Genomic DNA, 14,182 nt, shown 5'->3' with positions numbered 1-14,182 from the left:
CTGGCTCGCCCGCTTTTTCATCGCGCTAGCGCTTCTTTGGGATTGACCTAAGGCGAGCGAACCATAGGGCTGCGGCACCCGAGGTCAGGAGCGCGGTGATGCAAGCGGCGATGGGAGCTGATCCTGTTGCCGGTAGGTCCTGCGGTAGGGTACAGCGTTGAATGACACGGTCCTCGTCATGTGACTCAAGTTTATCGCCGCCGCCGTTGCGGCAAAGATCGACGCGTGCGCTGTTGGTGAGTGCAGTTTGAGGTGTGTAAGCCGACGTTGCCTGCATGTGCACGACTGCGCCCCGAGCATCTGTGCCAAGGATTGCTTTGGCATCGTCAAGGTCGTCGTGCTCATCTTTGAGATCATCGCGGGTCCAAGAATCCGTATCGCTTCGAGTCGTAAAGTCGGCGGCTACCGCACCGTATTCAATGCGAATGCCCGTTACGACGGTATTGGATGCAAGGTCGAGTTCTTTCGCCTCGAGTGTGGCGGATTCCGTGGTCGAGACATCCGCCTTCCAGAGGTGCCAGCCGTCGTAATCGACGAGGCGGCAATCTTCACCCAGACTCTCTTTTACTTCGTCGGACTCAAGCCAAGGATTTTCGTGCCCATCGTCAAGCGTCGCGTTTGCCGGCTCATCGACGTCTGTCGAGTCCAACGGCGTCGTGCGATACCACACGTTGCACAGACCGTTGAGGTCGCCGATGGCGACGGGGGTTTCGATTGAGACGAATCTCGCCGTATCGTCCTCGGCACACTCAAGATCATCGGTAATTGTGAACTCATCAACCCAGGTAGCTGAATCGTTTCGAGCGTCGATGGTATAGGAGAAAAGACCGTCCGTATTGGTTTGCGTTGCGGCGCGATTTTTACCATCGCCGTTGGCCAGCAGACCCTTCCCGATAGGTTGGACAAGCTCCTGACGCTTGTCGACCTGTCCTTTGATCTCGATGGGCGCATCCTTCATCGCGACGGATTGGACTTCTCCCGTATCCTTTATTTCAAACGTTATCTCCTCGGCAAGGTCATAGGTCCGCGGAGACATCATTTCGCGCAACGAGTAGGTGCCGGGTGCAAGATGTTCGACGCGGTGCGGCTTGTCGGATGAGGTCCAGGAGTCTATTTCGGTTTTATCGGGACCATATAAGGTGAGTTGTGCGCCTTTCACTTCCTGCTCTCCGCTTGCATCGACCTTGGAGATACCAACCTTGGTGTAATTGTCGGATACGTTAAGCCGTGCTTCTACAACGGGTGTTTTCTGGTCGGCATAAGCGAGGTCTACGATATGGGGCGTCCGGTCGAGTAAGAAGCCTGCCGGCGCTTGAGTCTCGACAACCTCGTAGCGTGCGGTGCCAGATCCCAGCGGGAGGTCGTCCGCGCGTGCTTCTCCAGTTTTATCCGTTGTGACGGTAGCGACAGTCTCACCGTCGAGCGCGGCAATGCTACCGTCGGAGCGCACGATATCACCCGAGGCACGGATCTCAAAGATGGCGCCCGCGAGGCTGCTGCCGTCTACGACATCGGTTTTAACGATCCTGATGTTTCCGGTCGCGGCGCGGTCATAATACGAGGCGATTACAACGGGCGTTAGGTTCATGTCGGCGGGTATGTTTACCTCGATCTCTTTGCCGACAAGATAGGGCTCTTTGGCCGAGGTTTCGCGTACATAATAGGTGCCCGGCACGAGCGATTCGGGCAGTGTGACGGTCCCGGTCGCGTCAGTCGTAAAGGTGTCCATTACGTTATGTGCTGGATGCCAGCAAGTTTGTGAGACAGGTTTGTGATTGCTGTCGAGGAGTTGGAAGGTGAATCCGGCTAGGGGAACAGAAGCGCCTGTTTGGGCATCGCGTTTTACAATCTGGAGATGCGTCGACAGAGCGTGGTTGTCCACGATATATTGAAGCTCGGCGCCGTTGGAAATCTGATTGGCCTCGACGGTCCATTCCCCTGCACGTTTAAAACCCTCTGGGACGGTTTCCGGAACCTCACGAACGGTGTAGCCGGCGCGGTCGTATGGGATGGCTCCGTGGACACCGGCGGGTCGCTTGCCTGCGCCAAACCATGCTTCGGGCTGATCTTTGGTGGAGGCAAAGCCATAGATGTTTGTGGTCAGTGTGCCAACAACCTGCTGAGAGCTGTTGCTCACAACCTCAAAGACAACACCTCCCGCCGGCTGCTCCAAGCCGGATTGGTCGCTATTGCCGTAGTCCTTGAATTTGGAAATTTCAAGGTCAAATGCAATGGGGATATCGGAAACGCGAGATTCGATCTCGACCACGCCTGAATCACCGAGCTGGTCGGCTCTAACGGTATAGGACCAGCTGTCGTTGGATGGCAGGTAGCCCTCGGGGGTTTTTGATTCGTAGATGGTAAAGGTTCCTAAGGGGACATCGGCGAGGGTGGCCCGACCGCTTTCGTCGGTCGTGAGGATTTGCGCCCATCCAGGGGTTGATTGCGACACACACGTGAACTCTGCTCCCGCGAGTGAAGATCCCACCTGGGGGCCGGCATTCGTCGCGGCATCGAGTTTTACGACATGCAGGGTGATGGCGCCGGGTTGTTCATCGATGGCGACCTGCCCGCCGTCATTCCCCGTGGTAAAGGCGATGCGATCGGGGCGGGGGACATAGCCGGCCGGCGCCTTCGTTTCAACTAGGTAGTATGCCGTATTGGGCAGAAGTGTTGCCTGTGCTCGACCGTTGCCGTCCATCTGAATGGTGCCGACACGTGCGTCGCTGGCGCTCTCAAAAACATCGAATGTTGCCCCGTCAAACTGATAAGTATTGTTTCCGCTGGTAATGGCAGCGTTTGCAGACTGCTTTTGGAAGGAAACAGAGACCGCCGGCAGTACATAGAGCATGTCTTGACGTTTGCTGCCGCCCGATACGGTTCCTATATAGCGCCGCGCGCGGTGCGGAGCGGCTTTGATGCTTCCTGATTTTGCGCTGTCGTGGAGCCACCGCGCAGCCGCCACGACTTCATTGTCGGCGGTAAAGTGCCCGCTCTTGGTTTTGCCCTGAGCGGTTGTGTAGGAGTAGGTGCCGTCGACATGGGTAGTGCCGTTGAGCATCCATACGGCAAGCTGGGTGGCGGCGCGGGCGCGATCGGGTGAAAGATGGTAACCGCCAAACGACGTGGCGGTAGGATATCCGTGACAAACGATTGCCGCGAACTCGTCGTCGAGCCACACCCAGCCTTGATCAAAGTTGAGCCATGGGCCGCCCGGCTTGGTGGGGCCGGGGCGCTCCTGGTTCATGCAGTAGGCAATCGAGGCGTCTTGAGCTTCATACTTGCCGATGAAGAAGGGCCCACAATCATCGCTAATAGTGCGGAAGCCGAGCTGGTCGTAGCCATCGACGGCAAATGCGGCTCCCGGTGCCAGACAGCCGAAAAGCAGGAAGAGGAGCAGGAGCAGCGGACCTGTTGCGATTGCGCTGTGGACAGAGTGCGTGGGTGCGTTGGACATGGCTGCTCCTTATCCCTCGTGCGCCGCATGGGGAGGTTGCGACGCGTAGGATGAGGCTACCCCCGAGGTTCATGCGGGTAAGTACCGGAGCCTGACCAAAAGCTTGCCCAATTCCTGACAAATTGAGCTCAAATACAACAATCAGGCAAAAGCGCAGGTAGAAGATAAGGAGAACAGGAGGCCAAAGGTCCTCGTCTCCACAATTGATGCGATTTTCAAACGAATCTCCACAGCTAAAACAAGCATCGCCACCCTTGTATCGAACAAGACAACCGCGTTATACTAGCCAACACACAAGCGGGCATCGCCAAGTGGTAAGGCATCAGCTTCCCAAGCTGACACTCGCGGGTTCGAGTCCCGTTGCCCGCTCCAGAAAAAGTAAAAGCACGACACCGTTCCGGTGCCGTGCTTTTTTCAATAAAGCGCCGGGACTCGAACCCGCCAGGGTGCGAGCGTAAAACAAACGCGAAGCTTTTGTAGCGAGCAGGCGAAGGCGCCGGCAGGCGCCTGAAGCCGGTGCGGATTTGCGAAGCAAATACGCGGACGTCCCGTTGCCCGCTCCATCGAGCGCGGGAGACTTTGGGGCGGCCAATTCAACAAAGTCTTCCCCATCGTCTCCGTGAATCCGAGGAGATCGACCGCAGCCGGTGCGGATTTGCGAAGCAAATACGCGGACGTCCCGTTGCCCGCTCCAATTCCAAAATGTTAGGTTAATGCCTGCTGCCCATACTTGCACCTGCGCACGGTACAATGGTTGGGTTACGACCAACGTGCCAATAACCAAAAAGGAGCCGCTATGATCGATCGCTATACCCGCCCGGAGATGGGACACATCTTCTCCCTCGAGAACAAGTACGCCATTTGGCAGGAGATCGAGGTCCTGGCCTGTGAGGCCCAGGCGGAGCTCGGCAAGATCGGCATTTCTAAAGACGAAGCCCAGTGGATCCGCGACCATGCCAACTTTGAGAAGGCAAAGGTCGACGAGATCGAGGAGGTCACGCGCCACGACGTCATCGCCTTCCTGACCAACATGAAGGAGTACATCGACGCCGATGTTCCCGAGGGCGACCCCAAGCCCAGCCGCTGGGTTCACTATGGCATGACCAGCTCCGATCTGGGCGACACGGCTCTGTGCTACCAGCTCACCCAGGCCTGCGACCTGATCATCGAGGACGTCAAGAAGCTCGGCGAGATTTGCAAGCGTCGCGCCTTTGAGGAGCGCAACACGCTCTGTGCCGGCCGCACTCATGGCATCCACGCCGAGCCGATGACCTTCGGCATGAAGTTCGGCTCTTGGGCCTGGGAACTCAAGCGCGATCTGGATCGTCTTGAGGACGCCCGCAAGAATGTTGCCTTCGGTGCCATCTCGGGCGCTGTTGGCACGTACAGCTCCATCGAACCGTTTGTCGAGGAGTATGTCTGCGAGCACCTGGGTCTGGTTCACGACCCGCTGTCCACGCAGGTTATCAGCCGCGACCATCACGCCTATCTCGCCGGCGTTCTCGCCACCACCGCGGCCACCTGCGAGCGCATCGCTACCGAGGTTCGCAATCTGCAGAAGACCGATACCCTCGAGGCCGAGGAGCCGTTCCGCAAGGGTCAAAAGGGCAGCTCCGCCATGCCGCACAAGCGCAACCCGATCACCATGGAGAAGGTCTGCGGTCTGTCGCGCGTCGTGAAGTCCAACGCCCAGGTTGCCTTCGATAACGTCGCCCTGTGGCACGAGCGTGACATTTCGCACTCCTCTGCCGAGCGTGTCGCCCAGGCCGACAGCTTCATCGCCCTCGACCACATGTTCCAGTGCCTCATCCGCGTTATCGACGGCCTGCAGCTGTACCCTGCCCGCATGATGGCCAACCTCAATAAGACCCGCGGCCTCATCTTCTCCTCCAAGGTGCTGCTGGCCCTCGTCGACACGGGCATCACCCGCGAGGACGCGTACGCCATTGTGCAGGAGAACGCCATGGCAACCTGGCGCGAGGTGCAGGATTGTGTCTCCGGCCCCACCTTTAAGGAGCGTCTCGAGGCCGACCCGCGCTGCACCGTCAGTCAGGAGAAGCTCGACGAGATCTTTGATCCGTGGGACTTCCTCACCCGTATCGACACGGTCTTTGATCGTCTGGAGCAGCTGAGCTTCGAGTAGGTTCGGGCATAACGTTAGCTTTTTAGGGCGCTTTGCTGGTAATGTGTGTTGCCGGCAAAGCGCCTCGTTGCATTTAGGGAAAGACGGGGATAATAGTCGTCTCGAATAACATTCTGAGAGGGGATCGCATGATTTCGTTTGATTACAAGCCGCAGGGTGTATGCTCTCGCAATATTCACCTTGACCTTTCCGATGACGGCAGCAAGGTGCTGGGCGTTGAGTTTACCGGCGGCTGCGATGGCAACCTCAAGGCCATCTCCAAACTGGTCGAGGGCGCTCCTGCTGACCGTGTGATCGAGGTTCTTGCCGGCAATACCTGCGGCATGAAGAAGACCTCTTGCGCCGATCAGCTTACGCGCGCTATCGAGGCCGCTCGCGCCGAGATCGCCTAATGGGTATCGCCGACCACATCAAGAACGGAATATCGCGTCGCGGCTTTGTGCTCGGTGGAGCTGCCGCGGGCGCTGCCACGGTGCTTGCCGGATGTTCGAAAAAAACAGGCACCAGTGATGATGCCGCTGGCGAGCCGCAGGTTATCAAGGACGATTCGAAGATTGTCTCGATCACTGATGAGTACGAGGCAGTTGACATCGATCTTGAGCCGGCGGCATCGTGGACGCTGCCGCTGGGCACGTTGCTGTACTACTGCGATGGTGACTATGCTGCGGCAATGATGGCGCCCGCATCGGCACTGCACGCCAACACACTCGGTGTGCTCAACCTGGGCGATGGCTCGCTTACCACATTAATTGAGAATCCTATCGAGGGCACGGGATATGCTTTTTACGATGTCCGTGCCGGCGACGGCGTGTTTGCGTGGGTTGAGATGAACTTTGCCAGTTCATCGTGGAAGCTCTACGCTCAAAATCTGTCGGGCGCTTCGCTCTCTGGCGACGTGGTTGAGCTCGATCGAGGTGGCAAGGACTACGATCCGCCACTGTTTACGGCGTTCGGGTCATCAGCCATCTGGTATAAAATGCCTTCGGCAGGCGGCAATAAAACGAGTAGTGATTCGTTTTGCTATCGTCGCTCGCTTGATGAATCCAAGGCCGAGACAATTTGGAAATCGACGGGCCGCTTTGCGTCGGCCCCGCGCGTGAGCGACGGCATTTTGACCATCTCGCCGCGTGTCCGCAACGACGAGGGCGTCTACTACGGCATAACGGCAATCGATCTGACCGATGGCAACAACACCAAACGTGCCCAGCTAGTCCTTCCCTCGTCAGTCTCGCCTTTCGAGGCCGTATATATGGGCGATACCTTCGTGTTTTCTATCGAGGCGACCTATAGTGGCGTGGGCAGCTTGGGCAACATGGGCACGTATATCGGTAATGAGGGAGGGCCGTACCTCTTCCTGTCACGCGAGCCGCTCGCATGTGCGGCTGGCAAGAAGAATAAATACCTTGTTAAGGTGCAGGCATCGCATTTCCTGATCGACACCTCCGCCAAGACCTATGGCTCGCTGCTGTCGCCCGACCGCGCTTTGGAGTATGGCGATTATCCAGCTACGGCGGGAAAATCGGACTCATTCCTTACGTACGCCACGGTGCGCAACAGCCAGGGTATACCAGAGACGGTCACTGCACGCCTATTCTCTCTTTAAGCTTAGAGGGGTTAAAAAGGCGCCAACAGGGGAATAAACGCGTTGTAATTGTGAGTACCGCCCGCCGAGCTGCCGCGTCATAGCGGCATCCGGCGGGCTCAGGTGCGTTAAAATGGGCTTGTTCTTAGCTAATTGAGACAGGGGGGCCGTGTTATGGCTTCAGATGCAAAAAAGATTCTGCTGGTCGAGGATGAGAAGGCAATCCGTGACGCCGTCGCTGCCTATCTCGAGCGCGAAGGCTACTGGGTTGTGGGCGTCGGCGACGGCCAGTCCGCGATCGAGGAGTTCGAGAAGCACCAGTTCGACCTGGTTGTGCTCGATCTTATGCTCCCCAAGATCCCCGGTGAGCGCGTTTGCCGCACTATCCGCGATACCTCGGATGTGCCCATTATCATGCTTACCGCCAAGGGTGAGATCGAGGATCGTATTATCGGTCTTGAGCTCGGCGCCGACGACTATCTGATCAAGCCGTTCTCGCCGCGCGAGCTCGTCGCCCGCGTTCGCGCTCTGTTCCGCCGTGCCCATCAGGCCGACGAGCCCGCCGTCGAGGTACTCGACTTCGGCGATCTGGTCATCGATATCTCGGGCCACAAGATCTTAGTCGAGAACAAGGAAGTGGACCTGACCGCTTCTGAGTTTAAGCTGCTCACCACGCTTGCTCGTCATTCCGGTCGTGTCTACAACCGCATGGAGCTGGTCGAGAAGGTGCTCGGCTACGACTTTGAGGGCTATGAGCGCACCATCGATAGCCACGTGAAGAACCTTCGCGCCAAGCTGGGCGATGATCCCAAGAAGCCCAAGTGGCTCTACACCGTCCACGGTGTCGGCTATCGCTTCGAGGCTCCGGCCAAGACCGATAAGTCGGACGAGAAATAGGGAAATCACATATGACACCTGCGCGCTTTGAAATCGGACAAAAGCACAAGCAGGAGAGCGAGGCGGGTTCCAAGGCTAGTTGGAACACGCCTCGCTCCGATTCACGGCCAACGATGAGCTATCCCTCGCGCATGGCACTTGCTTTTGCTCTGACATCGCTCATGACGGTATTGGTGCTGGTGGGCGTGGTCTCTGTTGTGTGGGGCACGGTCTTTTCGGATTACACGCGCTCCAATATCGTCGAAATCGCAAATTCCGCTGCCGAAAAGCTTGCGACGTCGTATGAGGAAAACGGCAATTGGACTGCGGGCGAGCTACGTACGGTCGCGACATCGAGTTTGGTGTCCGACGATTTGGGTATGCAGGTCGTCAACAAGAAAGGCGTTGTCGTTTATGACGACTCATGGCCTTCGGCAAGCGCGACCGCCGATGTGCGCGAGAACGAATCGCCGTCGAGCAGCTCGAGCGGGAAAAAAGCATCGCATAGTCCGGTCTCGTCGGCTCCCACCGGCTCCGATAGCGTTGCAAACGTCGAAATCATAACGTCTTCCGGCGAGCATGTCGGACAAGTAAAGCTGTGGGCCATCGGCTCCGATGCCTTGCTCACCAAGGCAGATTCTGCGTTTAGGGAGAAGACCTTTAACGCCATGGCCCTTGCTGCGGTTGTTGCAGTTTGCATTTCGGTCGTTATCGGATCACTCGTGTCGCGCATGCTCACCAAGCCGATTCACCGTATTACCAGCACGGCCAAGCAAATTCGCGATGGCGATCTGTCTGCTCGTACGGGCTTGCGCGGCGATGACGAGATCGATCAACTGGGCGAGACGTTCGATGAGATGGCCACTTCGCTCGAGAAGGATATGAAACACGAGAAACGTTTGACCTCGGACGTGGCTCACGAACTTCGTACTCCGCTTATGGCCATGCTCGCAACGGTCGAGGCCATGCAGGATGGCGTATATCCTACCGACGATGAGCACTTGGAGACTGTTGCTTCCGAGACGCGTCGCCTGGCTCGTCTGGTGCAGCAGATGCTCGACCTGTCGCGCATGGAAAACAGCACGGCTCCGCTCAACCTTGAGCCGGTGGACATGGTTCCTTTCGTGCGTTCCATCGTCAATGCCCAGGAGCGCCTGTTTGTCGACCGCGATCTGCGCTTGCGCTTTGCTGACGAGACCCAAGGTCACGACGATGTCGTCGAAGCCGATCCCGACATGATCACACAATGCGTCATCAATCTCATGAGCAACGCCATGCGCTACACCCCCGAGGGCGGTTGGGTCGTGGTGTCGGTGCTCAGTGACCGCAAACACGTCAGCATTGCCGTTTCTGATACCGGCATCGGTATTGCCAAGGATGACTTGTCGCGCATCTTCGGCCGTTTTTGGCGCGCCGATGCCAGCCGTGCCCGTGAGGCGGGCGGTCTGGGCGTGGGCCTCGCCGTGACTAAACAGATCGTCGAGCGCCATCACGGCTACATATCCGTGGAGTCGGAGCTTGGAAAGGGTACGACTTTTACGATTCATCTGCCTCGCGAGCACACGGCGGACGCGGCATCTACTACAATGGAGCACTAGCTTTTCGCTATTCGGTGAAGGAGGGGTTTCGTCCCTGCCGCTCCGAGTTTGCGAAAACGTGCGGGAAAGAACCCGCATTACTGTCGTATTTTGGTAAGGAGTGACTCACGTGACAACGATGGAGCGTCGTCCGGATTCCCGTGGCAAGGTTCGTGATATCTACGATGCCGGTGAAAACCTGCTGATGGTCGCCACCGACCGCATTTCTGCGTTCGACTTCATTCTTCCCGACGAGATTCCGTTTAAGGGAGAGGTGCTCAACCGCATCTCGGCATTCTGGTTCGATAAGTTTGCCGGCATCGTTCCCAACCACCTCGTTTCCATCGACCCGGCGGATTTCCCCGAGGAGTTTGCTGAGTATCGTGACTACCTCGCCGGCCGCGCCATGCTGGTTAAGAAGGCCCAGACGATTCCTATCGAGTGCATCGTCCGCGGCTATCTGACCGGTTCGGGCAAGAAGACCTACGACGAGAACGGCACCGTCTGCGGCATCCAGCTGCCTGAGGGCCTGACCGAGGCTTCCAAGCTTCCCGAGCCGCTGTTCACGCCGTCCACGAAGGCCGAGATCGGTGACCACGACGAGAACATCTCGTTCGAGCGTTGCTGCGAGATCGTGGGCGAGGACATCGCCACGCAGATTCGCGACCTTTCCCTCAAGATCTACAAGGCTGCCGCCGAGTATGCAGCGACCCGTGGCATCATCATTGCCGACACCAAGTTCGAGTTCGGTGTCATCGATGGCAAGGTTACGCTGATCGACGAGTGCCTCACGCCCGACTCCAGCCGTTTCTGGCCTGCCGCCAGCTACGAGGAGGGCAAGATTCAGCCCAGCTACGACAAGCAATTCGTCCGCAATTGGCTCAAAGCCAACTGGGATATGACGGGGGAGACCCCGCATCTGCCCGCCGAGGTCATCGATGGCACGTCCGAGCGCTATCGCGAGGCCTTCCAGATCATCACGGGCTCCCAGTTCACAAGCATGAAGGAGAACGCATAAGTGAGTACCCGTAGCGCCACGAACAAGCGCACGCAATCCCACGAGGTTACCGGGGTTGCGCGCAAGTCCGCTGCATCCGCCAAGCCCGCCCGTCAGGCAGCGAGCTCTGTCCGCGTCGTGCCGGCTTCGTCTAAGGCACGCCGCAAAGAGCTCGAGAAGGGCGAGAACCTCGAGGGCCTCTCTAAAGAGGAGAAGCGCGCCCGCAAGGCTAAGCAGCGCGCCAAGGAGGATCGCATCTACACGGTGTCGAATATCCTTCTCAAGCAGGATGAGGACTACACCAAGCGCCGCCGCATCTGGTGGGCCGTGCTCACTATCGGCATGGTGCTCGTCGTGGCCATTTGGGCTTCGCTGTACTTCGCTCCCGCTGGCATGGTGTCCAGCCCTGTCCAGATGGTCGGCATTGTTTTGTCCTACGTCGTCATTTTGGGTGACTTCATCTACGACTTCGTTCGTATTCGTCCCCTGCGCAACATGTACCGCACGCAGGCCGAGGGCATGTCCGAGAACAAGCTCAACGCCCTTATCGAGCGCTCGGCTGCCGAGGAGGACAAGAAGGACTCCAAGAAGAAGTAGCGTTTGCATGCATACTTATCGCTAAGATATAAGGCGCGTCGTTTTTGCGGCGCGCCTTTTTACTGTTCTATAGATAGATGGAGTGGCACATGATTCGAGCTGCCCTGACGGTCGAAGAGGCTCTGGAGGGCATGAAGGCCCTAGAGCCCAAGATTAAAAACTATGCGCGCCTGGTTGTCCGCAAGGGCGTAAACGTCAAGCCCGGTCAGGAGGTTGTCGTTCAGTCTCCGGTCGAGTGCGCGCCGTTTGCGCGCGTGGTGGTCGCGGAGGCCTATGCCTCCGGTGCCGGTCACGTGACGGTTATTTGGGCCGATGACGCCGTGACGAGGCTCACGTACGAGCATGTCGAGAAAAGCTATTTTGAGCAGACGCCCGAGTGGAAGCGCCTGCAGCTTGATTCACTGGCCCAGGATGGTGCCTGCTTTATCTTTATCGAGGGTGCGGACCCTGCCGCTCTTAAGGGCATCGATCCCGCTAAGCCTGCTGCAGCTTCTAAGGCAAGGAACACGCAGTGCAAGGTCTTCCGCCGCGGACTGGACTACAACATCAACCCGTGGTGCATCGCCGGCGCGCCGGTCGTTGCCTGGGCGCGCGAGGTGTTCCCGGGAGACGCCGATGAGGTTGCAATCTATAAGCTGTGGAATGCGATTCTGCATACCGCTCGCGCCGATGGCCAGGACCCGGAGAGCGACTGGGAACTCCATGACGCCGCATTCGAAAAGAACCTGCGTTTCCTGAACGACAATCGTTTCGACTACCTGCATTACACCTCGGCAAATGGAACCGATCTGACGATTGGCATGACGAAAGGTCACGAGTGGGCCGGCGGCAAGGGCAAGACGCCCGATGGGCACCCCTTCTTCCCCAACATTCCCACCGAGGAAGTCTTCACCTCGCCTGATCGTATGCGTGCCGACGGTATCGTGTATTCGGCTATGCCGCTCATTCACCACGGTAACAAGGTTGACGATTTTTGGATTAAGTTCGAGGCGGGCCGCGTAGTGGACTACGATGCCCGCGTGGGTAAGGCGACGCTTGCGAGCATTATTGACACCGATGAAGGTGCCGCTCATCTGGGTGAGGTCGCGCTTATCTCCAAGAACACGCCGATCCGTGAAAGTGGCGTTCTATTCTATGACACGCTCTATGATGAGAACGCTAGCTGCCATCTCGCGCTGGGTGTCGGTTTCCCCGAATGCATCGAGGGTGGGTATGACATGTCCAAGGAGGAGCTCCTGGAGCATGGCGTTAACGTCTCGAGCACGCACGTCGATTTTATGATCGGCACGGACGATATCGATATTACGGGCATTACGCCTGATGGACGTGAAGTTGTGATTTTCCAGAACGGCCAATGGAGTTGGGAATAGCCCCAGACCGTGGTACAATGCCACCCGCGGGCCGTTAGCTCAGCTGGCAGAGCAGGGGACTTTTAATCCCAAGGTCCAGGGTTCGAACCCCTGACGGCCCACCATAGAATAGAAAAGCGACTGGCGGATGCCGGCCGCTTTTTTGTTGCCGCGACATGGGTTCGAACCCGAAAGGGCGCGGAGCTGAGTAAACGCGTGAGCGTTTGCCAGCGCAGCGCGCAAGGCGCGAAGCGCCGCAGCGGCCGTCTGCAGAGCAGGCCGAACCTCTGACGGCCCACCCAAAGAAAGGAAAACGAAATGAAAACAGATAGATACGGAATTAGCGGCAGCACATTAAAGATAATAGCGGCCATTTCGATGGTTCTCGATCATGTAAGCAGGATCGTCCTGACCAATGGAATCATGACTCACGCATCGTACAATCAGATATCAGACGAACAGTGGGCGATTCTAAGCGAGGCTTCGGATGTGCTTCATGTTCTTGGCAGAATTGCATTTCCCTTATTTTGCTTTTTGATAGTTGAGGGATTTTTGCATACTCATGACATAAAGAGGTACCTGCGAAATATGCTTGTCTTCGCAATCATTGCGGAGCCCATATACGATTTCGTTCAAACCGGGCAACTATTTGACCTCCGGCAACAAAATGTTATGTGTGAGCTCCTGCTTTGCTTGGTCTTCTTGATAATTCTGGAAAAGATACAAAGCCTTTCAAAATGGAAGAGGTACATCGCAGAAACTGCTCTGATTGTTTTGACAGCACTGGCAGCTGAATACACTAAACTAGATGGCGGTGTGTATGGCATTCTGCTTGTGGCTGCATTCTATTTATTCCACGACAGCAAGGCCAAGATGTTCTTTGCTGCAGTATGCGCAGTGCTCCTTTCGTCATGCCATATAGTTGGCGGCGGATTTGAGTTTGCTACAGCTAATATATTTAATCCTGATGTTGCTGCCGCGGTCGTTTCGTTGCTGCTTATCAATCTTTATAATGGCAAGCGAGGGCTGAAGCTCAAATATTTCTTCTACATTTTCTATCCGGCTCATCTTGCTCTGCTTTATGGTGTCTCACTTATTGTTTTGAACTGTCTTTAAAAACTCTCAAACAAGTCTCTGAAAGCAGAACTAAATTGACCCTAAGACTGCTTGTGAATTTCCGGAAGACCTGTGAGATACGAGGATAGACAACGAGGGCTGTAGAAAGATGCTTCGAAAGCATGAATGGCAGCGAGAAAATGAGTTCGGAAGAACCCCTCTGGATGCTCCAGCATAGAATAGAAAGCGATTGGCTCCGGCTGGTCGCTTTTTTGTTACCGATGCACGGTTCGAACCCGAACTTCTATATATAGGAACGCTTGGCGAACAAAACCTGCCTTTTACCGACGGGAAACAAATAACCGATGCTTTTGGAGTAAAGTGGCGCTCCAGAGATGACCGATGCCTCAACATCTATAAACCAGCTGGTCACCGCCAATATCAGAAGCTGATGCTTCAGTTATAACCTCAGTGACGTGACTGAGGGACCTATTCATTTGTGAACAAAATATGGAGTGCGCGATTCCCGCCCCCGGCGCCCCTCCGGT

The 14,182-nt window shown here is 56.7% G+C and carries 10 protein-coding genes and 2 tRNA genes; 11 read left to right on the top strand and 1 reads right to left on the bottom strand.

The features are described from left to right. Positions 1–25: 25 nt before the first annotated feature. Positions 26–3,457, bottom strand: a complete 3,432-nt coding sequence (locus DWW73_RS02360) for a SpaA isopeptide-forming pilin-related protein (protein ID WP_117564005.1) — start codon at positions 3,455–3,457, stop codon at positions 26–28. 297 nt (positions 3,458–3,754) lie between these two features. On the opposite strand from DWW73_RS02360, the gene DWW73_RS02355 reads away from it, so the two are divergent. The 11 genes from DWW73_RS02355 to DWW73_RS02305 all read left to right on the top strand — a co-directional run bounded on the left by DWW73_RS02355 (position 3,755) and on the right by DWW73_RS02305 (position 13,694). Further along, positions 3,755–3,829 (top strand) — tRNA-Gly (locus DWW73_RS02355). A 424-nt stretch (positions 3,830–4,253) separates the two neighbouring features. After that, complete coding sequence (gene purB / locus DWW73_RS02350; RefSeq protein ID WP_117564004.1) at positions 4,254–5,600, top strand: adenylosuccinate lyase; 1,347 nt, start codon at positions 4,254–4,256, stop codon at positions 5,598–5,600. Between the two features lie 128 nt (positions 5,601–5,728). Then, positions 5,729–5,992, top strand: coding sequence for a TIGR03905 family TSCPD domain-containing protein (locus DWW73_RS02345; protein WP_117564003.1), 264 nt, complete (start codon positions 5,729–5,731; stop codon positions 5,990–5,992). Continuing rightward, positions 5,992–7,203, top strand: a complete 1,212-nt coding sequence (locus tag DWW73_RS02340; protein ID WP_117564002.1) for a twin-arginine translocation signal domain-containing protein — start codon at positions 5,992–5,994, stop codon at positions 7,201–7,203. Before DWW73_RS02345 ends, DWW73_RS02340 begins: the two co-directional genes overlap by 1 nt. 153 nt (positions 7,204–7,356) lie before the next feature. Then, positions 7,357–8,079: a response regulator transcription factor gene (locus tag DWW73_RS02335; protein ID WP_117778647.1), complete on the top strand. Its 723-nt coding sequence runs from the start codon at positions 7,357–7,359 to the stop codon at positions 8,077–8,079. An 11-nt stretch (positions 8,080–8,090) separates the two neighbouring features. Further along, positions 8,091–9,656: a cell wall metabolism sensor histidine kinase WalK gene (locus DWW73_RS02330; RefSeq protein WP_117634753.1), complete on the top strand. Its 1,566-nt coding sequence runs from the start codon at positions 8,091–8,093 to the stop codon at positions 9,654–9,656. Between the two features lie 118 nt (positions 9,657–9,774). Then, complete coding sequence (locus tag DWW73_RS02325) at positions 9,775–10,653, top strand: phosphoribosylaminoimidazolesuccinocarboxamide synthase (RefSeq protein ID WP_117563999.1); 879 nt, start codon at positions 9,775–9,777, stop codon at positions 10,651–10,653. Then, a complete protein-coding gene (locus DWW73_RS02320; RefSeq protein WP_055251296.1) occupies positions 10,654–11,229 on the top strand; it encodes a hypothetical protein in 576 nt (191 codons plus the stop codon). Between the two features lie 89 nt (positions 11,230–11,318). Next, positions 11,319–12,599 carry an aminopeptidase gene (locus DWW73_RS02315; RefSeq protein ID WP_117634755.1) on the top strand — a complete coding sequence of 427 codons (1,281 nt, stop codon included), beginning with the start codon at positions 11,319–11,321 and terminating at the stop codon, positions 12,597–12,599. A gap of 28 nt (positions 12,600–12,627) precedes the next feature. Continuing rightward, positions 12,628–12,703 (top strand) — tRNA-Lys (locus DWW73_RS02310). Between the two features lie 193 nt (positions 12,704–12,896). After that, positions 12,897–13,694: a TraX family protein gene (locus DWW73_RS02305; protein ID WP_117563997.1), complete on the top strand. Its 798-nt coding sequence runs from the start codon at positions 12,897–12,899 to the stop codon at positions 13,692–13,694. Positions 13,695–14,182: the final 488 nt, after the last annotated feature.

The sequence above is a fragment of the Collinsella sp. AF16-8 genome, from assembly GCF_003462695.1.
Taxonomy (GTDB): Bacteria; Actinomycetota; Coriobacteriia; order Coriobacteriales; family Coriobacteriaceae; genus Collinsella.
The sequence above is the reverse complement of the archived record's forward strand: the minus strand, read 5'-3'. Positions and strand labels throughout refer to the sequence as shown.

Coding starts and splice junctions, on each gene's coding strand:
- DWW73_RS02360 (WP_117564005.1), bottom strand. CDS start 3,457: ATGTCCAACGCACCCACGCACTCTGTCCACAGCGCAATCGCAACAGGT.
- purB (WP_117564004.1), top strand. CDS start 4,254: ATGATCGATCGCTATACCCGCCCGGAGATGGGACACATCTTCTCCCTC.
- DWW73_RS02345 (WP_117564003.1), top strand. CDS start 5,729: ATGATTTCGTTTGATTACAAGCCGCAGGGTGTATGCTCTCGCAATATT.
- DWW73_RS02340 (WP_117564002.1), top strand. CDS start 5,992: ATGGGTATCGCCGACCACATCAAGAACGGAATATCGCGTCGCGGCTTT.
- DWW73_RS02335 (WP_117778647.1), top strand. CDS start 7,357: ATGGCTTCAGATGCAAAAAAGATTCTGCTGGTCGAGGATGAGAAGGCA.
- DWW73_RS02330 (WP_117634753.1), top strand. CDS start 8,091: ATGACACCTGCGCGCTTTGAAATCGGACAAAAGCACAAGCAGGAGAGC.
- DWW73_RS02325 (WP_117563999.1), top strand. CDS start 9,775: ATGGAGCGTCGTCCGGATTCCCGTGGCAAGGTTCGTGATATCTACGAT.
- DWW73_RS02315 (WP_117634755.1), top strand. CDS start 11,319: ATGATTCGAGCTGCCCTGACGGTCGAAGAGGCTCTGGAGGGCATGAAG.
- DWW73_RS02305 (WP_117563997.1), top strand. CDS start 12,897: ATGAAAACAGATAGATACGGAATTAGCGGCAGCACATTAAAGATAATA.